Source organism: Leucothrix mucor DSM 2157 (assembly GCF_000419525.1).
Taxonomy (GTDB): domain Bacteria; phylum Pseudomonadota; class Gammaproteobacteria; order Thiotrichales; family Thiotrichaceae; genus Leucothrix; species Leucothrix mucor.
This window is the reverse complement of sequence record NZ_ATTE01000001.1, coordinates 1,418,410-1,439,816: the sequence shown is the minus strand read 5'-3', so window position 1 is coordinate 1,439,816 and position 21,407 is coordinate 1,418,410. Positions and strand designations below refer to the sequence as shown.

The window sequence follows — 21,407 nt, the reverse complement described above, 5'->3', positions numbered from 1 at the left end:
CCTCCAATTCATTTAAAAGCTACAGTTTACGTAAACGTAACCTTATCAAATTTTTAACAACATTGAACACCGTAATTAGCGATAATACGCATTAAGTATCGACGCCCCACATCACGCAACCAAAGACTATTCCATGTTGAAAACACTACTTAATATCACCGTCTGGATTATCATTGCCCTAATTATTTTATTTATCGGCAAACCTTATATACAAAGTTGGTTGCTGGATACCAATCAACCACGGGCGGTGATTGAGCGTGGTGACTATACGGCGGATGAAAAAAATACGATTGGTATATTCCAACGCACCAGCCCCTCGGTAGTGTTTATCTCAACATTAGACACCAAACTAAACCTTTGGACGCGCTCGGTTCAGGAAGTGCCCCTAGGCTCTGGCTCTGGTTTTGTCTGGGATAATCTGGGTCACATAGTAACGAACTACCACGTTATCAAAGACTCCTCATCTGCAACGGTGCGCTTATCAGATCAACGTACTTACGATGCGATCTTGGTCGGTGCCAGCCCGCGTCATGACTTGGCAGTACTAAAAATTAATGTACCAATCGGGCAACCAACCCCGGTGCCAGTGGGCCGCAGTAGTGACTTGCAGGTTGGCCAGAAGGTCTATGCCATCGGTAATCCATTTGGTCTGGACCACACGCTTACCAGTGGCATTATCTCAGCAACTGGCCGCTCAATTGACAGTGAGGCAGGTGGTCAAATCGAAGACCTGATTCAAACCGACGCGGCAATCAATCCCGGTAACTCAGGCGGCCCATTGATTGACAGTGCTGGCCGCTTAATTGGAATTAATACCGCCATCTATAGCCCCTCTGGCTATTCAGCAGGCATTGGCTTTGCCATTCCGGTTGATAGTGTAAACCGCATTGTTCCTCAATTGATTAGCCAAGGCCGCTATGTAAGACCTGTGCTTGGCATTGAAATGGATGATCGATACAACGCGATGATCAGTCGTCAATATAATGTACAAGGCGTTGTGGTGCTGGCAGTAACGCCGGGCAGTGGTGCTGCAAGAGCGGGCTTGACGGGTATCAGCCAACAAGCCAACAGCATCATCTTAGGTGATGTGATTCAGAAAATTAATGGTCGGGATGTGCAGTCAGTGGATGACTTGGCGGATATATTGGATGAATCTGAAGTTGGCGATCAGGTTGAGCTAACAGTCTATCGTGGTAATAGTCAGAAAACGTTAGCCGTGACTCTCACCTCACCGGACGACTACCGATAACTGCCCGCTTTTTAGCTCAGGAGTGACAACTAAAACCTGCAATAAGGCCTGTTTGCCTTGCAACGCATCCGGAACGGGGATGGTCAGTTGGCCCTTTGCATCCAAGGCCAGCTCTGAATAGAAGAACTGCTCAGGCTCATTAATGGCTATTGCCGAAGGCGTTACAGGTTTATGGGCTTGCAGTGCTTCTGCCTCCGTTTGAAAAGACTCAGTGCTCTCATCTGTATTAGAGAGCATTGAGAAAATCATAAACTCGGAAGCTTCACTGGAGTATCGCGCATTATTTTTGGTGCTATAAATAAAGTGAGGCAGTTTTAGTGGGGCAATTTTTTCAGGCACACCACTAGACTCTGAGAAACGCTGTGAATAATGAGTGACATTATTGCTAAGCGTCATAATCCGCTGCGAATCACGAGCATATAAACGGCTAAGGTCCGTCAATGGCGTTGGCTTATCGCCCTCCTGATAGGCTTGGATGCGAACGATGGCAGTACTACCTAGCCCAGAGACTGGCTGACCATGAATATCACTCACACTCAATACCCATGCTTGCTTTACCCGATCTGCGCCAGATGTATCAGCAGCCTCATCCAAGCTCAATGCATTAAGCTGCAAATTCAGTTGTTTGAGCGCCCAAGGCACATCCACAAAAATAGCCTCGGAGTACAGCTCGTTATCTCTCACCCACTCCAGATTAAAACTCAAACCACCCTGATGATTTTCCAGTACCGGATACTCCAACACATGCACACCCGGTGATAGCATTTGACTCGCCAGTTGCTGGCCTCGATGCAAAATACTGAGCCGCGTCCATTGTCCTTTAAGCCCGGAACCAACCATTAAACGTAAGGTCTTACCCGGTGCAATTTGGCTATGCTGGGATAACAACACCCCTTTGGTTTTAAACTTGTGGCTAGCGCCCTCAGCACTGACTAGAAAGTCCCAATCTTTTTGCGGCGTTAACTCTGGATTTGAATCAATCACCCGTAACCGATAAGCCCCTTCAAGCAAGCCTTCCAGCGTTAACTGAGCAATTCCCTGCTCCAAGTGCTCCAGCTTGCCGCTGCTTTGCAAAGGTCCGGTGAGCCATTGAGATAAAGCACTATTCGCTTCGCGTACCAGTTCCGCCGATACTTGCTGGCCCGGCGCTAGTAAACGATATAAATACCACTGGGTTTGGCCTTGAACACCCTTATGCGCACTATCTGTTTTTGCGACCTCAAAGTTCGCAGACTCACCCTGCATTACAAAATTATTCGCCGCATTAATTAGCAAGCGGTTATAAGGTTTTAAACCATGCAGCACTTCACGTACTTGGCTGCGAATGCCTTTATCATCCAATAAATCGACCGCGAGCTCATAATGATTATGTAGCTCAGCATCATCCCCATGCGCCGCTTCTAAAGTGATATCAAAAGAGAATTTGCCGTTTTGATCTGGCCGCATACGCTGGTTACCTACCACCACGCTGGATTGCAGCTCATCATAAGGTGTCTCTTGGCTCACTTGATATTCTGAACGGCGCAGCTTCCAGTGGATCATCGCAAGCTCAGGCTGCTGTATACCATTCACCTGTCCAGTCACGGTCAAGGTACTACCTAAAGCTAACTCGGATGGCAGTTGCCTGAGACTCAGCGAGGGTAAAACAACCGCTTTTGCAGCAACCTGAATTAATGCCCTACCGTTCCAGCTAGACTCTAGCATCCATTCACCAGCATTCAACTCGTTCAATAACTCGTTTAAAGCAAACTCGCCAGATGCGGTACCTGCTACGCCGGTCTTAAACGATTGCTCAGCCACTAAATCATTATTCGCATCATACAATTTCAACCAACCGGCCTGATCGGCATACGCGCCAGGCCAAGGTTTGTCTGAAACCGCAGGTGCAGCAGCAATAACTGACCACTTAAGGAACGCCTGCCCTGCGTATACTGCGCGATCGGTCATAAGCACCGCATTCGCAGGTTGGATCAGCCATTTTTTCTCATCACTTAAGGGTAATAAGCCTGGCACCGGAATCACTGAGCGGTCCTCACCTTGGCGAATTCGGATTTGAAAGTAATCAGCGTCCAATTGACGTTTCAAGCGTGCAACACCTTGCAAATCAGTACGCGCAGAGGCCAATACATTGATATCGGTGGTTTGGGCATCAAGCAGCTCTACCGTGACATCAGACATAGCTCGCCCATGCTGACCATCATAAACTGCAACCTGAAACTCGCCATTGAGGTAATTTGCCCGAGCCACGAAGCGACTGAGCGTTAATTCCAATAGCTGCAAATGTTTCATGCCACCAATAAAGTCTTCTTGTGGCGAAGCCAATACTAACCACTGCCCGTGGCTACTAATTTCAGGCGTCAGCTGCATGCTGTGTTGGCGTAAGTCCCAATGATCGGGGAATTCTTTAGACCATGATGCTTCGGGGCCTTTACTGAGTAAGGCCCCGATTACTGCTTTTTTCTGCCCATCATTCAGCTCTGTTGGCAGGCTTCGGTCAATTTTCCAGGCACGAAAATATAGTCGTTGAATATTCCGGTAATCAACTTTAATTGATGGCGTATTAAGTGCGCGACTGCCTTGGCTGGAAATCGCGTATTCACGATGCTCAAGCTGCTGCAGCAACTCTCGGCTACGCCTTGCACCTTCAGAGTCGGGATGTACCAAACTTCCCTGAGCAGCTAGCGCATGGGCTTTAACAAGTGCATCACGCTGATCTAACTGCCTCGCAAATTCCGCCAGTTGATATTGGCCCATCGTCCACCATGCGTATTGCGGTCCAAGTACTTTCATTTGTTCGCTAAGCGCTTGGCTTAGCAACATTAAATCATTGTCGCTGGCAAAATAACGACGTAGCGAAGCGATATGATAGCGGGATGCCTCGAACGCTGCTTCTGCCTGAGTGCGCATCAAGTGACGATGCCTTAGGCGTCCGGTAATTGCCTGCGTTTGTTGTAAGGGGTGAAGCGAAGAATTGAGTTCTGGTATGCTTGAAAAAGGACTTATCAGCGATTTTAATGAGATCGTTTTTAGCGCTTCTCGTTCTAAATCAGTCCAATACACATCATCACAAAGAAAGTTAATCCATAGCGCGCCCACGTATTCCAGTAGGTTGCCACGCACAATACTTGGGTAATCGCCGGGCTCCAGAAACAGTTTAAGCGAATCAACAGGAATATCGTGTTGCTCTGCCAAGGTAAATGCTTGCTGGTAGTGGCTTTTAAGTTGATGTTTTAGATCGGCTAAGCTGCGATCTTTCACACTCGCCAAGCGCTCTTGGCGCTGATCAAGCTGTACAATCCGATCCCAAGACTTCTGGTTAAGATAATGCTCCAGCTCTCTGGCTAATCTTGTGTGTAATAGGATTTGATAAACAGCCTGCTTTGGCCATGCTTGCTGACTTAGGTATTCAATCGCAGCTTCCGGCTCTGATTGCAAAGCCCGTAACCGTGCACCTCGGATCAAAGCAGCGGCCCATTCGGCCTGATTGTGTTGCGCACGCGAAATCTCCAGTTGCTTATCCAAGTGTTGGATAGCTGCTGGAAGATTATCCTGCTCAAGAAAAGCATCAACATCCCCCCAACTATTGGTGGCGGATACAGTGCTGATACTTAGTAGGATAATGAGCAGTAAATGTATAAAACTCCGTAAATAGGAGTTAAGCCGTTTCATGCATGCACAGTTTTATAAAATCTAGATAAGACTCAGTAGCATCGCAACTAATAAAGGCTCATTAATGGCTATTTAAATATTCAAACGTTCACAAAAAAGCCGTTGCAAGTGTTAAACCTGCAACGGCTTTGGATGCTAAATAGAAAATAAGCTGAATCGCTTATTTTTTGTCCTCACCACCACCTGATGAGCCATTAGAATCATTATCATTGTCGTTAGCAACGCTGTAAATCAGACCACCAACTAACAGAGCGCCAGCTACTTTAGCGATACCCGCACCGCGTGAAACACCACCGACTGCAACACCGTTTACATAAGTATTGCGGCCAGCATGGGCTGCAGTCGTTACATAAGAATGGCTTTGTGACATGCCGTTGTGCACATGGCCTAAACCACCAGTATGCGTGTGAGTCACTAACTGGCCAACTTGATTACTATGGCCATGAGCCACAGCATGAGAGCCTGGAGGGCAAGTCGCACAAGCTGCCTGAGCGTTTACTGCGCCAGCGTATTGTACGTTATGCTGAGAATTGTGCTGGTTGTAAGAAGCGTGGTTAGCAACCATGCCTGCATTTGATGTTCTGGTACCTGAACTTGAGCAACCAACAGTAACAACTGCGACTGCCAGCATTAGAGGAACGACCTTATTCATTGTGACTCCTTATTGAGCTATTTGCTTTTATGTAATGCATTGAGAATAAATCTATCAGCATCAACTGATTTCGAGTCATTCTGAACAATAGCCAAATAGCCAACAATCTAATCACAGACTAACGGTATGCTTTAAGAGACACACAAGAGAACGTAAATTTCGGGCAAAAAATAACCCGGACAAGCCGGGCTATTTTAATCAAACGTTTAAGCGTTAGTACTAGATACGGGCAACACCACTAGCACGCGCTGCTGCAGAAACCGCACCCGGAATCCGCTCAGCCAGACGAGGGTCCAAAGGCGTAGGAATGATGTATTCTTTACCAAAGCTCATCTCAGACTTGCCGTAAGCATCCAATACAGACTGTGGAACAGGCTCTTCAGCCAGTGCCGCCAATGCTTCTACTACTGCAATCTGCATTTCCATATTGATATCGCTGGCGCGAACGTCCAGTGCACCACGGAAAATGAACGGGAAGCACAATACGTTATTCACCTGATTCGGATAATCACTACGGCCAGTCGCCATAATCACATCATCACGAGTTGCATGAGCTAGTGCTGGTGCAATCTCAGGATTCGGATTAGACAGTGCAAAGACCACTGGGTTTGGTGCCATTGATTTCAGCATATCCGCCGTCATCAAATCAGGACCAGACAGACCAATAAATACATCTGCGCCTTCACAAGCATCTGCCAGTGTGCGCTTATCAGTAGTGACTGCAGCTGCTTTCTTTTCCTTAGTCAGATCATCACGACCGGTGTGAATAACACCCTTACGGTCGATCATGTAAATGTTTTCACTATTCGCGCCCATGCCGACTAACAAGTTAGCCGATGCAATACCCGCTGCGCCTGCACCCAAGCAAACAATCTTCGCTTCTTCCAGCGTCTTGCCCTGAATCTTCAGCGCATTCATCATACCAGCCGCAATAATGATTGCTGTACCGTGCTGGTCATCGTGGAATACTGGAATGTTCAGCATTTTCTTCAAACGCTGCTCAATCTCAAAACAACGTGGCGCTGCAATATCTTCCAGATTGATACCACCAAAGGTATCCGCGATATTGGCAACCGTCTTGATGAACTCTTCTACATCGGTGGTGCCGACTTCAATGTCAAACACATCGATATCAGCAAAGCGCTTGAACAATACACCCTTACCTTCCATCACCGGCTTACCAGCCAATGCGCCGATATTTCCCAGACCTAATACGGCCGTACCATCAGTAATGACGGCAACTAAATTTCCCTTACCTGTGTACTTATAAGCATCATCAGGGTTTTTCTCGATTTCTTTGCAAGGCTCAGCTACACCAGGAGAATACGCCAAAGATAAGTCATACTGATTGGCAGTGGCTTTGGTGATATTGACTTCCAATTTACCGGGCTTTGGCTCGGCATGATACTTTAACGCGGCTTCTCTCAAATCAGACATCGTCTTCCTCTCTCTAATGGTGACCCGAATGTGGATTCACTAAGCCAAAGAATTTAACATGCCAGCCTACAACTGACTAGCGCCACAGCATGAATTTGCAAACAAAGCACCGATTTGTACAAATGGGCGTGAACTACGGTTTCATCTTGCGCTGAATAGCGGCTAATGAGCCCCGTAAAATATTGAGTTCAGACTCATCTGGCTCCGCCCGCGACACAAAGCGCCTCACCTTCTGCATCAATTGGCCGGGATGTTTTTGATTCACAAAACCACTGTCGTTCAATAACACCTCCAGCGTTTCGTAAAAATTCTCCAGCTGCGCGATTGCCGGGAAGGTCCGCTGCGGTCTCTCTTCCGGAATTGCATCCATCTGCTTGCGCAATTCATAACACAGAATTTGCACCGCAGAGGCCAGGTTTAAGGAGCTGTAATCGGGGTTGGCAGGGATTGATACTCTATAGTGCGCCAACTGAATGTCGTCATTGTGTAAACCCATGCGCTCAGGGCCAAACACCAATGCCACAGGCCGTTTTTTAGCCGTCGTAAATAACTGCTTTGAAGCCTCTTCCGGTAATAACATCGGCAAATCGAAAGTCCGTGGCCGCGCAGTACAGGCAACGACCAGCTCACAATCGTGAACAGCGCTGTATAAATCATCAACCACCACGGCTTCGTCTAGCAAGTCCTCGGCACTACTGGCCATTTTATTGGCTTCTTCCGAAGGATAGTCGCGTGGTGACACCAATACGAGCTGTGTCAGGCCCATGGTTTTCATGGCACGAATCGACGAGCCAATATTGCCGGGATGATAGGTGCGCACCAGCACAATACGAATATTTTCAAGCATGTAGACATTACCGATAGACAAACAAACGGCGCAAACGCTGCGCGGGCATGATTGTAGGAGTTAATCGGAGTTGTGCCAACCTTTAAAAAAGGACTACTTTGCTAGGAAATTACTTACAATGATGCGATGACCAATCAAACAGCGCCGATGACTCTCATGTCCAAATCCAAAACTGAATCAACGCTTGGTAACACGGCAGATCACTCATTGCGTGTGCGCAAGCTCGAACAACAATTACAGGAAAGTAAAAAACTTCAATACAGCCTGTTAGATGGCTCTATCGAAGGCGTGCTCATCCACCGCAACTGGAAGCCACTGTATTTAAACAAGTCATTACTGAATATGCTCGGCTATGACAGTTATACCGAGGTCTTGGCCATGGATTCCGTTGCGCCCTTAATTGCGGAGCATGAGCGTGAGCGCCTGATGATCTACACACAGGCCAGAGCCAAAGGTGAAGCAGCCCCGACTGAATACGAGTTTCAGGCACTTCATCGCGATGGCACACTGCGCTGCATGGAAATTAAATCGAGCCTCATTGACTGGCGAGGTAAACCGGCGACCTTCTCGACATTAATTAATATCACCGAACGTAAGCGAGCCCAACAGCAAGCAGAGCAACAGCGCCAAAAACTATCTCACAGCAATCGACTGAACATGCTTGGCGAAGTCACCGCAGGCATCGCTCACGAGCTTAATCAACCCCTAGCTGCAATCACCAGCCGCTGCGCCGCCGCTAAAAATCGAATTAACCGGGAAAACCCTGATTTAGGCAAAATCAAAGAAGCACTGGACTCTATCGAGGAGCAGGCTATTCGCAGTGGTGAAATTATCAAGCAACTGCGCTCACTGGCAAAAACCAAAGACAACGAGTTTCAGCAGGTTAATTAGAATGAGTTACTGGAAACCTGCCTCAAGTTTATTAGAATGGAAGGTCTGTTTAATACCAGCTGCATCACCACGCATTTTTCAGTAAAGCTCCCCGCCGTGATTGCTGACCCGACTCAAATTCAACAAGTGCTGCTCAACCTGATTCGCAATGCCAGCGAGGCTATGCAGCATTTACCCAATAATCAGCGGCATTTAATTCTGTCTGCAATTCAACATGACGACAGTGCGGTGCAAATCTCAGTCAGCGATTCCGGTGAAGGCATCAGCCAGCAACAGGAAGACAACTTATTCCAATCGTTTTATACAACTAAAGCTGATGGCATGGGGATGGGCTTATCCATTAGCCGTACCATTATCACTGCGCATAAAGGCCAACTCTGGTTTAGTCGCAACACGGAACGAGGCGTCACATTTCGCTTCACCTTGCCCATTTACCTTGATAAAGGGAGCTTAGAATTATGAGCAATCAAGCACTGACCGTATTTATTGTGGATGATGATCAAGCGGTACGAGACTCCTTGGCTGACTTGGTTGACTCTATCGGCTATCGCTACGCAAGCTATGCCACCACCACTGACTTTCTGGCAGACTATTCAATCGATCGTCTGGGCTGTTTGGTACTGGATATTCGTATGCCTGGCATGAGTGGTCTTGAGTTACAGCAAGAACTGATTCGGCGTGAGGCCTTGCTGCCTATTATCTTTATCACCGGCCATGGCGACATTCCTATGGCGGTTCAGGCGATACAAAATGGCGCACTGGATTTCATTCAAAAGCCCTTTCGCGATCAGGATTTATTGGACCGCATTAACCAAGCCCTGAACAGCTGTAACCAACAACAAAACACACAGCAGCACACGCAATCGGTCAAACAGCACATTCATAACCTTACCCCGCGCGAGCACCAAGTGATGCAGATGATCGTTGAGGGCAAAGCCAATAAAGTCATTGCGATTGAGCTGAATTTGAGTCAACGCACGATTGAAGTTCATCGCAAAAATGTGATGCAAAAACTGGAAGCGCATTCGCTGGCTGAACTGGTTCGCATTGTCACTCAGTCCGGCCTGGTTTAGTCACTTACCACCAAGACATCGCAGGGCGCTTTACCTTTAAACGCTTCCATTCGCAGGCTGGGCATCACTGCTATCCGAGCTTTCGCTGGCGTCCCGATAATGATCAGGTTCGCCTTTATCTCCTTAGCCACCTTAATAATTTCATCTTCAACGCTCACTACCGACAGCCTGCTCAGTGGTATCGCCCGAAAGTTCGGCACTGAACGAATAAACTCATCAAGCCGGTGACGGTCTTGAACGATCAGCTGCTGGTCAGAATCAGCTGGTTTAGGCGTAAGCCGGTCACCCGCCCTACTTTCAGCGCCCTGCTCGACCACATGCAATACCGTAATTTCAGCATTAAAATGTCCAGCGAGATTAATGGCCTTTTTAGCGACCGTCTCACTGAACTTAGAAAAATCAGTGGTCAGGAGAATGTGTTGATACGCTTTCATCTTTCCTGTCCTAATTGATTCATTAACGGCTAATTGCTTCCAATGCTCCCAGTAGATATTTTGGATGATGTGTTGGCTCATACATTGGGTGTACTTTTTTATCCGTGTCAAATAGACCATAAACCGCCATTTGTGCAGTTCTTACAGAATACTCAACCGTAAACACACAATCTTTTGGTGCCTCTGCAAACTGCCCTAAAAAGGCAAAATTGGTTGACCCTTCAGGAATAACGTCAGGTCTGTCACCTGCATTTCTGGGCATAAACAAGCTGTCAATAAAAGGCATTGAAACAGGGATGCAATTTACCCTGCCAGCATCGGTGACTGGCGTCATTAGGTCTTGTATTTTTAAATGGTAGTAGAGCTCTTCCAGCATTTCCGCACCACTGCATTCCGCCATTGTTTTATCAATGTAATTACCCTTGCGATCAGGGTACAGGCCATAGCCCCAAAAAATCTTTACATCGGGTGCTTGGTTAGGGAAATGAGGCTGCCGTGCAATCACTATTGACATCAGCCAGTTTGAATCAGTCAGAGTGACCAAGCCGCCAGTGCCATCCACATTACCAGAGAAGTTTTCCATGTAATCATGGAAGGTGCTGTCTTTCATGGTCGCGGTAAACGAGTACCATTTTTGTAAATCGACATTGTCACAAAACGGCGCAGGATTACCAAAAGCGGCATCTTTTTTAGCGATTTTCTGCCATAACTGCCAAGAGCCAGAATCTTCTACGCCTTTTAGTTTTGCGGGCGTATCCCAGCTTCCATTATCAGTACTTTCGGTGATCGAGTCATTGGTGAAAAGCACATAATCATGCTCACCCAATACAATTTCAGATTTATCTTTCAGGTGTAGCACGGTAGCCGTTTTTTTATCCGCAGATAGATTAAAATCAATATCTACAACTTCTGTGCCCATCTCAAACTGTACCCCTTTTTCCTCAAGGTACCGTTTCATCGGTCTGACAACAGAATCATATTGGTTGTACTTGGTGCGCATCACACCGCCTAGCTTGTACAGGCCCTTGACCAGATGCATAAAGCGCTTCATATAACGGCGCATCTCGGCAAGACTGCTCCATTTCTGAAAGGCAAACATGGTAGTCCATATATACCAAAAATTGGTTTCAAAGAAACTTTGATCAAACCAATCTTCGATTCGTTTATTGCCTAATGATTTCTCAGAAACGTAAGTAAGCTTAAGAAAATCTTTCTGTTGTGCAAGAGACAAACCATACGAAGACACATCCAGCTTCTTACCATTTTTTAAAAGCCGCGCCTGACCATTGGAAACAAAACGCTCATTAAACTCATACGACTCATCTCTGACTGAGATCTCCGGCGCTTCCAAAGACGGGATATGCGACAGCAACTCCCAATAGCATTCATAGTGCATCTCATGCATGCGACCACCACGTACTACAAATCCTTTCTCATTATCACCCGCACCATCTGTCGCTCCACCGGCAATTTGATCCTTTTCCAAAATATGGATGTTACTACCGGGAACACCTGCATCCTTTTCTAAATAGACTGCACTGGCAAGCCCTGCGATTCCACTACCAATGATGTAGACCTGTGTATCGTTCAGATGTTGTTGGTTTTTATGCTTCATGATCTGCTCCACTTGCGGTTGTCACTATAAAAACGCTCATCAGCCTATGAATAAGCGCCTTTATAATTATTCGATTAGTTTCACTATCATCTCGCTAAAGCCCTCGGGATTTAAGTCGTATATATGCGTAGATCACTGCGGCTACTACTTAGTCATTGGCGTTTTATTCGCGTCGAAATTGAATCCGCTGATCATCCGGTATACCCTGCGCTCCACTTAACAATAACGATAAGGCTCGACAGGAACACCCATGGATATTGACCTCTACCAGATATTAAAAACCAACGACTTGATCCTGCTGTTTCTGGTGATCGGCTTTGGCTACCTGATTGGTAATATGAAGCTTTTCAGTGTCCCTGTCGGCTCAGCCATCGGGGTCTTATTAGTCGGGCTGTTTTTTGGTCATTACGGGCTAACCCTCTCAACCGAGTTTGGGACCTTTGGTTTTGCTTTATTTATTTTCTCAGTTGGTTTACAGGCTGGCCCCAGCTTTTTTACCGCCTTTATGGAAGACGGTAAAAAGTACATCGCGCTAGCGGCGTTAGTCGCAGGGATAGGCTTTACTACCGCGGTGACCATGTCGGCCATTTTCGACTTTGCGCCTGGTTTTAATGCAGGCTTAATGGCTGGTGCGCTCACCAGCACTCCGACACTAGCTGCCACACAAGATGCAGTCACCAGTGGCGCAACCGGAGCCGATGCAGAAACCCAAAGGCAGATTATCGAGAATATTGGCGTGGGCTATGCGCTGACTTATTTAATCGGCACCATGCTCGTTATCTTAGTCATCCGCTATGCGCCCCGCCTATTAAAGATGAATCTGGAAGCCATGGCGCGTACTTATGCGATGGATAAAGGCTTACTCGTGGGCAAGCAAGGTCGCCACACCACGGCAGCAACCTTACCCGTGGTCAGAGCCTATAAAATCATGCCTGATTCTTACGGAAAAACGATTTTACAACGAGATGCTGAGTTAACCGAAGTAGAAGGCGTTGTGCTGAAACTGCGCCGTAATGGCGAGCTTATCGATCCTGATCCTAAGCTTGAGTTACAAGAAGGCGATGTGCTCTCAATCATTGCCAGCTTGCGCGCGCACCAATGGTTACAACAAAACCTCGAAGGTGAAGAAGTACTGGATGCTGACCTGCTCAATTATCAGGTTATTTCTCAGGAAATTGTTGTTCTCAACCAAAATGCACTGGGCAAGCAAATCAAAGATCTGCACCTCACCTCGGTATACGGCTGCTTCGCCACCGGATTAAATCGTACCGGCATCCAGCTACCGATCACGGATGAGGTGGTACTCAATAAAGGGGATCGTATTCAGGTCGTTGGTGAAGAGTCGCATCTGCGCGAACTGGCTACCCTGCTTGGCCATATCGAGCAAGATATTGTAGAAACGGATCTGGTGACTTTTTCATTGGGTATCGCATTGGGCGCTTTTATTGGCTTGATTACCCTCTCAATCGGCGGCATTGGAATTGGCCTTGGCAGTGCCGGTGGACTATTGATTGTCGGGCTGTTGGTGGGTTATCTCAGCTCAATTAACCCCGTCTTCGGACGCGTTCCGGGCGCTGCACGCTTTTTGCTTCAGGAGCTGGGGCTGATGTTACTAATGGCCTCAATCGGTCTGAATGCTGGCGGTGGTATTGTTGAAGGCTTACTCAATGTTGGCCTGCCGATGATTGTTAGCGCCGTGCTGGTCAGCATATTGCCAATTGGTATCGGTTACTTTGTCGGACGTAAGTTTCTGAAAATGAATCCGGCCTTGTTATTAGGCTCACTTACCGGCGCCATGACCAGCACGCCAGCGCTGGCAGTACTGACCGAAACCTCTAAAAGCAGCGTTCCGGCCATTGGTTACGCGGGGACTTATACCTTCGCCAATGTATTCCTAACCTTTGCCGGTACCTTCCTAATGACGCTGTAGCTCGTAACAAGCAATAAATACGGCGTCATAAGCTCTGTGCAAACTACGTAGAGCCATACGCACATCTACGGATTAAAAAGGAACTCGCCCGGCAATATAATCTACTTCATAAACTATTTAGATTCTTAACGTGAATCGTGTTTGAAGTATTTTATAAATTAAGGAGCTACGATGAAAAAGACTATCCTACTGATCGGTATTTTAGCGGTATCGGGCCTTACAGCCTGTAGTGAGTATCAAAGTGTTCGCCATGAAAAGATGAAAGAGCAAGGCATTGAGAACACAATTAATGCAACAGACCCGAGTGACCGTGCTGCCATAATCACCGCCAAAATGGTGGAAACCTTGAGCTTAAACGAGAGCCAACGAGTGAGAGCAGCGCTGCTGAATGAGGATTTCTCGGTCAGATACAATATCTTGGCTGCATCCACAAACCCTAAAACGGACAAACGCGCAGAGTTTATAAAACTGATTCAAGAAAAAGACACCGAGTTAAAGAAGATATTGAATAACGCCCAAATCACTAAATGGCATGAAATTAGTGCTGAGTTCTGGAAAGAATATCGCATTATGTAAATGTAACAATGGCCAATACACACCACGCTTTATGGTGTGTATTGGCTTTTTTTAGTAGAAAAGCGTGTATTTAATGGCCATGTGCCGATTTTTTGCCATTCATTTGCCCGTTAATATCTGTTCCCCAACGCTCATTCTCTTCAGCCGTATTGCCATCAGCAATTTTTCGAAGGCTATCAACCTCCAGAATCCGCACTTTTCGGTGCTCAATACTCAGAATGCCTTGCTTGCGTAAGCCCGCAAACATGCGACTCAGGGTTTCAACCGCCATACCTAAAAACAAGGCAATATCCGTGCGGCTCATCGGTAAAATAAACTCAACAGGACTAAAGTGGCACTTCGCCATTGCATCGGAATACTCAAGCAGGAACCAAGCCAACCTGCGACTAGTCAACTGCGATAATACAATCGAGTGCCGCATATCCCGGTTATAACTGGCTCCCAGCTTATGAATAAAGCCTTCGTGATCAAAGCCCTTCGGATGATGGAAAATGGTGGTAAAAGGAATCAATGAGATATTAGAGATATCCATAGTAAGCGCGTTTGAGCGACTGATCCCATCAGCCAAAGCATCAAGGCCAATCAGATCACTCTGCAAATAAAACCCGATGATTTTAATCTCACCTTCTTCGCTAATTCTGTATAGCTTTACAGAGCCGGAGTTGACTCTGTAAAGCCCATCCAGCCTATCGCCGGCTCTAAATAAAAATGCGCCTTCCTGAATAACAAACGCACCAGGGTTTAAGGTGCGTATGTTGGTCGCAACGTCCAGGCGTGAATTATTATTTAGATCACCCATCTGAATAGTCTCGTTGAAGAGCAAGGCTTAAGGAAGTACGGAAATCGATTAAAAAGCTGAGTCCTGAACAGGAATAAGTAATACTTCAGCGCGGCTATGGTTCTGAACATACTGCGGGGTTGAGCCTAACAAGGTATTTAGCCCTTTTTTCTTAGCCGCAGCAAAGATAACGAGGTCGGTCTTCTGTGCTTCTAAAAAGGATACGATGCTGTATTTTTTATTGCCATAAATGACTTTGCTATTCACTTTAGCACCAGCATTTAACTCACCCACAAATGCACTCATCTGTGCCTCAGTTGCTTTAATACGCCGCTCGACTTGATCACCGACCATATTATCATTCACCAAATAGCCATCAATGGAGTCGCCATACAGAGCCAAAAAACCATACTCTGGGGCAATGCTTAAAACGGTTAAGGAGGCATCATAAAGCTTGGCTAGTTCGATAGCGCGCTCGCAGGCGTACTTTGATGCGTCGGAGAAGTCGACCGCAACTACAATGTTTTTGTACGGTGATAAGGATGTTTCTGTCTCTTCAGACGCATGATTTTCACGCAACCAATCCCACGCTGCTTGCAAGTTTTCATGATTAAAGTAACGCACGTCACCTGAAGGCAAGAATGGTTTGGCGATTAAAGACATCCAGCGCTCCCACGCTTTATTACCGACCATCGCAATGCGTTCAAAGTCATCTAGGTGCTGCATGCCAAAGTCGTAATCATCTTTAGCGGCTTCCAGATCCCATCCGCTGAAATCTTCAAATTCAAACAGTATCGAGACCTTGCCGAACTGCTTAATTTGTTCTTCTAATTTGGGCAAAAAATTCTGGTAGTCTTCATGGCTTAATTTACCGGAAGCACGCACGGCAATGGTATTGCCATCAAATACGGGGATAAACTGCAACATAGGGTTTCCTTACATGACTAATTTAATCGAGCCATTGCTTACTGAAGACTCTGAGTCATTAATTCAGTAAAAATACGCCCATCTCAAATAGAATAGTCACTCATCTGCAGTGAATAAACTATTCGTTGTTGTACGTAAGGAACTGTGGAAACTACTTAGATTACGAGGCGGTGCAGACGACTGCTGCACCGAACCTCGCAATTCCAAGCGCGACAACTGCCGCGCCTTAGGATTTATTCAGAAAGTACGGGAATACATAAACTGCAGATTAGTCTGGGAATGACTGGAAGTCATGCCCGTATTGCTGTTGGTTTGCTCAACCTCTGGCGCATGGGAAATTGCACCAGAAACGGCACTTTTGGCATTCAGACGATGCGTAAAACCCGCTGTCACATGATTTTCAATAATTGCCGGAAATAAAGGATTTAAATACTCATCCGGTACCGGATTACTTGCCAAATTAAGCCCTGCGCGCACTTTCGTTTTAGTACTGATCGCATGCTCTACACCTAGCTTAACCACATTCTGATCTTTCCAGTTTTGCTTCATGGCAACGTCGACCGAACCCGCCCCGCCATCGGCCGTAAAGCTCATTTTAAAATCGTCCATTACATCAGACCAATCGATGTGGCTGACATCCAAGGCCAGCAAAGTGGCGGGGGTCGCTTGGTAAGCTAAGCCAACGGAACTAACCGCCGGAAACTGAAAGTCTTTAATAGTGTATTCACCAGGAAAGCTCATCTTGGTGGAGCCATCAGTCCCGCTAACGATATCCATCGAGCCATTGCCTTTAAAATCACTCAGATTGGTTTTAGCACGGTATGAGCCACCCAAGCGTAAGCGAGCAGTTGCCTGATACATCAGACCCAACGAGCCACCAATGCCATCACCATTCGCCTCACCGGAGAAGTCATTATCATTGGAAAAATTAAAGACAGCCGAGTCATTACCCGCAATACTGCCATCGGCTAAAGCAGGCCCTAAACTATTAAACAACGTGCCATTAGCCGAGCCCAAAACATTTGGTGCGCCTGGCGTAAAGTCAGCAAAGGTTCCGGGATTTGGAGCCGTCACGCCGCTGGTATCACCCACTGGCATACCAAAAATCATATCCACGCCGCCCCACACATATTGCAACGTACCACCAACCGTGAGCCTATCATTCACATCATAAGACACGGGAAACAGTACCGAACCAATACCGACCTCGGAACGTGCAGTGCCGCCCGCTGCCTGACCTAAAAAGGTATCCGAGCCATATTCTGTTCCCATACCTCCCTGAGAAAATACGCCGATACCATAAGCCAGTCGTTCACCTTTGCGTACATAGCCAAGCGCTGGCATCAGATACGAGTCGCCATCTGACTCGGCATTCATCCCCATAAAGTCAGTGCTGACATCAGGGCGCAAGTTACCCACCGCAAAATCAAAGCGCCCACTCGCGGAATCCATCAAGCCCAACGTGGCAGGGTTATTGATCATTGCCGCCGTGCCATTTTCAACGGCTTGTGAAACGCCGCCCATGCCCGCAGACTCTGGCCCCATGCCTTCCAGCAACATGCCGTTGGTTGCAAAGGTACAAGGTGACGCCAGTAAAGCGCCTATTAATAAGCCCGACCGTCTTTTATAGTTTTTGGTCATTATTTTCTCCAATTTTGCAGTACTTTTATTATCGATTTTTAATGTGTGGCTTACCTGAGTCGACGCCCAAGCTTGGGATTAACTCCCCAGCGCCAAATACTGATCGATGCCTTTTATTTTATCTTCTGGGTGATGGTTAACGTACAACACCGCTGTTTCACTCCCCGCACAAATCTTCTCAATCAACGCCAACACCAATTGGCGATTCATATCATCCAGCCCTAAACAGGGCTCATCTAAAATCAACAACGGCGGGTGCTTAACCATAGCTCGTGCAATCAATAATAAACGCTGGTCGCCATACGAGAGCTTATTAAACGGCTGATCAGCTCGATCGGTCATGCCCAACAATTCCAACCACTGATCTGCAATCGCCCGCTGCCGATCAGTACACTTGGTATACAAACCGATGCTGTCGTAAAAACCTGAAATAATCACATTGCGCACGCTGGTGCCAACCCGATACTCCCACTGCAATGCAGTCGAGACATAGCCAATAAACTGCTTAATCTGCCAGATACTTTCGCCGCTACCGCGTTGAAAACCAAATACAAAAATATCATTCACATAGCATTGCGGATGATCACCCGTAATCAACGACAACAATCCCGTTTTTCCACTACCATTTGGGCCGCTTAACTGCCAATGCTCATTGGGCTGAATGGTCCAGTCTAAATCTGTGAAAATCTCTGTCTCGCCATAGCGAATACTTGCGCCTTTTAAGCGTACCAGTGGCTGAGTAGGATCAAGCTGAGGAATGGCGGTTTCGGGGTCAATTGGCGGCACTTCAAGATCAGTGGTTTTCAGATGTAACAGCTGATAAAGCTCACCATAAGCCTGCTCATCGCTGCGTTTGATTTGATGACGTAGTTCGCCATTATCGACATAGGCAATATCAGTAACAAACGCCGGGCTCTCATCAAAGCGATTCAGCACAATGATCATTGGAACCGTTTTGCTTAAGCTGGTCAGGTAGTCCTGCAATAGCGCGAACATATTGACATCAAGCCCGTCAAACGGCTCATCTAACACCAGTAAGTCTGGCTTATTGGCCAGCGCGCGTATCAGCATGACTTTGCGGGATTCGCCGGTGGATAGCTTTCTGAAAGCACGATCCAGTAATGGCTCAATACCAAAAGCGGTGGCTAACTCCAGAGCCAAGGCATGATCAGCACAATCACGCTCCAGCAGTTCAGCCACTGGCGTACCTTCTGAGATCACATCCATGATATCGGCATCGTCTTTTTTAAGCTCTGCCGCAATGAGTTCGGCCTGAGCTTCAAACGAGACTAAACCAACGCGAGGTGGAATTCCCTCAAGCTCACCGGAGGTAATCTCGCCATAGCCTGCCAATACGGCCGCCAGTGCTGACTTGCCCGCACCATTGGCTCCGCTAATCATCCAATGCTGATTAGGCTCGATTTGCCAGTTGATGGTGTTTAACTGAAAACGATCATCGAAGTTGACTGTTAAGTCCTTCAGAACAATGGAACCAACAGCCGAGACCTTATCCGTCATGGGAATACCTCACAAAATATCACGCTTGCACTGCTCAAAAATCAGAGTTAAACCACTTTGAGGCCAAGCAAGCACTATAAAAAACCTGAAAAAAAGGCCGAGAAAAATCTCAGCCCTTTTTTAATCATCTAACAAGGCTCACACATAGCGCATGAGCCTGAATACTCATCGTAAATTAAACGATTTTCTTCATATCAGCCATGTGACCACGCAATGTTGCGCCGATCGCTTCAACTGGGTGGCTGCGCAGTGCTGCGTTCACTTCGATCAGACGCGCGTTATCAACGCCCATATCATCCAGCTCCAGACCTTTACCAATTACGTCAGTCTTGATGCCTTTCATGAAATCGCCCAACAGTGGCAGACACGCGTGGTTGTACAAGTAGCAACCGTACTCAGCGGTGTCAGAGATTGTCGCGTTCATCTCATACAACTTCTTACGAGCGATCGTGTTAGCGATCAGTGGTGTCTCGTGCAGTGACTCGTAGTAGGCAGAATCAGCAACGATACCCGCCGCAGTCATGGTCTCAAAGGCCAACTCAACACCCGCTTTAACCATCGCAACCATCAGAATGCCGTTGTCGAAATACTCTTGCTCAGAGATTTCAACATCGCCAGCAGGTGTCTTTTCGAATGCAGTTTCAGCAGTCTCAGCTCTCCAGCCCAACAGGTTCTTATCATCATTCGCCCAATCTTCCATCATGGTGCGAGAGAAAGTACCGTCGATGATGTCATCCTGATGCTTGTTGTATAGCGGACGCATGATCAATTTCAATTCTTCAGACAGGTCGAATGCTTTGATTTTTGCAGGGTTAGACAAACGATCCAGCATGTTAGTCACGCCGCCGTATTTCAGTGCTTCAGTCACAGTTTCCCAACCGAACTGAATCAACTTAGAGGCGTAGCCAGCATCGATGCCTTCTTCAACCATTTTGTCGAAGCACAACAAAGAACCTGTCTGCAACATACCGCAAAGGATAGTCTGCTCACCCATCAGGTCAGACTTCACTTCAGCGATGAATGAAGACATCAGAACGCCAGCCTTGTGACCGCCGGTTCCGACAGCGTAGGCCTTAGCCAAAGCCAGACCTTCGCCTTTAGGATCGTTATCTTCGTGTACTGCGATCAGTGTTGGAACACCGAAACCACGTACGTATTCAGCACGAACTTCAGAACCCGGGCACTTAGGTGCAACCATGATGACTGTCAAATCTTCACGAATCTTCATGCCTTCTTCAACGATATTGAAACCGTGAGAGTAAGACAGACAAGCGCCCTGCTTCATCAAAGGCATTACCGCGTTAACAACCGCAGTGTGCTGCTTATCAGGTGTCAGGTTTAATACCACGTCAGCAGTCGGAATCAGCTCTTCATAAGTACCGACTGTGAAGCCGTTCTCTGTTGCGTTCTTCCAGGATTGACGCTTTTGCTCAATCGCTTCTGCACGCAAGGTGTAAGATACATCCAGACCACTATCACGCAGGTTCAAACCTTGGTTTAAGCCCTGTGCGCCACAACCAATGACGACCATTTTCTTGCCTTTCAGCGCTGCAACGCCATCTGAAAACTCAGACAGGTCCATAAAGCGGCATTTTGCCAATTGCTCAAGTTGCTCACGGAGTGGCAAGGTGTTGAAGTAGTTGTTAGACATAAAAATTTCCGTATGTGGGGTGTATCGAATGAATTATGTGCGCAGTTTATAGGATGCTCAGCATTTCGTAAATTGATATAAATGAAATGCTGTATCCCAGTTTTTGCAACGGTATCGCGCTACTCTACCGCTGGCCGGCTATCTGCCATGATTCTATCCAACCTGATCTGCGCCTGCTTGACGTTTACAAAGTCGTAGGACTCCAGCATCTCGCATTCATCCTTAACCATTTCAGCAATGGTGGTGGGATAGAAACGGCAGTCATCAGGCCGGTCGTAGTAAATATCGCAGGTATACACATTGGAGTTGGGTGCTTTCTTCAACCATGGGCAGCGTTCGATTAGTTTGCCCGTGTCAGGGCTTAACCAAAGCTCACCATTTCGCACGTATTCAGCGATTTCTGGTTTGAAAACTTCCCAGTACTTTACTTCCTCTTCTGAGGCCGAAAGCTGTCCGTTGCTGTATTTGATGCAGCACTTGCCGCATGAATTACACTCTTTCATGTTACCTGCCTATCAG

General features: G+C 47.0%; 18 protein-coding genes. 6 read left to right on the top strand and 12 right to left on the bottom strand.

All coding sequences use genetic code 11. The features are described 5' to 3' along the window. Positions 1 to 133 precede the first annotated feature (133 nt). Positions 134 to 1,249, top strand: coding sequence for a S1C family serine protease (locus LEUMU_RS0106400; RefSeq protein ID WP_022951449.1), 1,116 nt, complete (start codon positions 134 to 136; stop codon positions 1,247 to 1,249). Here the strand turns inward: LEUMU_RS0106400 and LEUMU_RS0106395 are convergent. The 4 genes from LEUMU_RS0106395 to LEUMU_RS0106380 form a co-directional block, all read right to left on the bottom strand. After that, positions 1,229 to 4,918: an alpha-2-macroglobulin family protein gene (locus tag LEUMU_RS0106395; RefSeq protein WP_022951448.1), complete on the bottom strand. Its 3,690-nt coding sequence runs from the start codon at positions 4,916 to 4,918 to the stop codon at positions 1,229 to 1,231. The genes LEUMU_RS0106400 and LEUMU_RS0106395 overlap by 21 nt on opposite strands. A gap of 160 nt (positions 4,919 to 5,078) precedes the next feature. Next, positions 5,079 to 5,570: a hypothetical protein gene (locus LEUMU_RS0106390; protein WP_022951447.1), complete on the bottom strand. Its 492-nt coding sequence runs from the start codon at positions 5,568 to 5,570 to the stop codon at positions 5,079 to 5,081. 219 nt (positions 5,571 to 5,789) lie between these two features. Continuing rightward, on the bottom strand, positions 5,790 to 7,007 hold the full coding sequence (locus tag LEUMU_RS0106385; protein ID WP_022951446.1) for a malic enzyme-like NAD(P)-binding protein: 1,218 nt from the start codon (positions 7,005 to 7,007) through the stop codon (positions 5,790 to 5,792). A 133-nt stretch (positions 7,008 to 7,140) separates the two neighbouring features. Continuing rightward, positions 7,141 to 7,854: an RNA methyltransferase gene (locus LEUMU_RS0106380; RefSeq protein WP_022951445.1), complete on the bottom strand. Its 714-nt coding sequence runs from the start codon at positions 7,852 to 7,854 to the stop codon at positions 7,141 to 7,143. A gap of 156 nt (positions 7,855 to 8,010) precedes the next feature. Here LEUMU_RS0106380 and LEUMU_RS0106375 point away from each other — a divergent pair, with 156 nt between their 5' ends. From LEUMU_RS0106375 to LEUMU_RS0106365, 3 genes are read left to right on the top strand one after another with little or no spacing between them, the layout of a single operon-like run. Beyond that, positions 8,011 to 8,745, top strand: a complete 735-nt coding sequence (locus tag LEUMU_RS0106375; RefSeq protein ID WP_169446389.1) for a PAS domain S-box protein — start codon at positions 8,011 to 8,013, stop codon at positions 8,743 to 8,745. A gap of 36 nt (positions 8,746 to 8,781) precedes the next feature. After that, complete coding sequence (locus tag LEUMU_RS0106370) at positions 8,782 to 9,207, top strand: ATP-binding protein (protein WP_026744538.1); 426 nt, start codon at positions 8,782 to 8,784, stop codon at positions 9,205 to 9,207. Further along, a complete protein-coding gene (locus LEUMU_RS0106365; protein ID WP_022951444.1) occupies positions 9,204 to 9,818 on the top strand; it encodes a response regulator transcription factor in 615 nt (204 codons plus the stop codon). The genes LEUMU_RS0106370 and LEUMU_RS0106365 overlap by 4 nt, the downstream gene beginning before the upstream one ends. Here LEUMU_RS0106365 and LEUMU_RS0106360 read toward each other — a convergent pair. Then, positions 9,815 to 10,252, bottom strand: a complete 438-nt coding sequence (locus LEUMU_RS0106360; RefSeq protein ID WP_022951443.1) for a universal stress protein — start codon at positions 10,250 to 10,252, stop codon at positions 9,815 to 9,817. The two genes, LEUMU_RS0106365 and LEUMU_RS0106360, sit on opposite strands and share 4 nt — an antisense overlap. Before the next feature lie 22 nt (positions 10,253 to 10,274). Continuing rightward, entirely contained in the window at positions 10,275 to 11,879 is a 1,605-nt protein-coding gene (locus LEUMU_RS0106355) for an oleate hydratase (protein WP_342664667.1), read from the bottom strand. Positions 11,880 to 12,117: 238 nt separating this feature from the next. On the opposite strand from LEUMU_RS0106355, the gene LEUMU_RS0106350 reads away from it, so the two are divergent. Then, entirely contained in the window at positions 12,118 to 13,797 is a 1,680-nt protein-coding gene (locus tag LEUMU_RS0106350) for an aspartate:alanine exchanger family transporter (RefSeq protein WP_022951441.1), read from the top strand. A 171-nt stretch (positions 13,798 to 13,968) separates the two neighbouring features. Beyond that, complete coding sequence (locus tag LEUMU_RS0106345; protein ID WP_022951440.1) at positions 13,969 to 14,373, top strand: hypothetical protein; 405 nt, start codon at positions 13,969 to 13,971, stop codon at positions 14,371 to 14,373. A 70-nt stretch (positions 14,374 to 14,443) separates the two neighbouring features. On the opposite strand, the gene LEUMU_RS0106340 is transcribed toward LEUMU_RS0106345, so the two are convergent. From LEUMU_RS0106340 to LEUMU_RS0106315, 6 genes are all read right to left on the bottom strand, one after another. Further along, positions 14,444 to 15,172: a helix-turn-helix domain-containing protein gene (locus LEUMU_RS0106340; RefSeq protein ID WP_022951439.1), complete on the bottom strand. Its 729-nt coding sequence runs from the start codon at positions 15,170 to 15,172 to the stop codon at positions 14,444 to 14,446. A 48-nt stretch (positions 15,173 to 15,220) separates the two neighbouring features. After that, on the bottom strand, positions 15,221 to 16,078 hold the full coding sequence (locus tag LEUMU_RS28960; RefSeq protein WP_022951438.1) for an STAS/SEC14 domain-containing protein: 858 nt from the start codon (positions 16,076 to 16,078) through the stop codon (positions 15,221 to 15,223). 237 nt (positions 16,079 to 16,315) lie between these two features. Further along, on the bottom strand, positions 16,316 to 17,719 hold the full coding sequence (locus tag LEUMU_RS24960) for an OmpP1/FadL family transporter (RefSeq protein WP_022951437.1): 1,404 nt from the start codon (positions 17,717 to 17,719) through the stop codon (positions 16,316 to 16,318). Between the two features lie 78 nt (positions 17,720 to 17,797). Further along, a complete protein-coding gene (gene modF, locus LEUMU_RS0106325) occupies positions 17,798 to 19,237 on the bottom strand; it encodes a molybdate ABC transporter ATP-binding protein ModF (RefSeq protein WP_022951436.1) in 1,440 nt (479 codons plus the stop codon). 175 nt (positions 19,238 to 19,412) lie between these two features. Next, positions 19,413 to 20,888: a ketol-acid reductoisomerase gene (gene ilvC, locus LEUMU_RS0106320; RefSeq protein WP_022951435.1), complete on the bottom strand. Its 1,476-nt coding sequence runs from the start codon at positions 20,886 to 20,888 to the stop codon at positions 19,413 to 19,415. A 119-nt stretch (positions 20,889 to 21,007) separates the two neighbouring features. Then, positions 21,008 to 21,391 carry a YkgJ family cysteine cluster protein gene (locus LEUMU_RS0106315; RefSeq protein ID WP_022951434.1) on the bottom strand — a complete coding sequence of 128 codons (384 nt, stop codon included), beginning with the start codon at positions 21,389 to 21,391 and terminating at the stop codon, positions 21,008 to 21,010. Between the last annotated feature and the right edge of the window lie 16 nt (positions 21,392 to 21,407).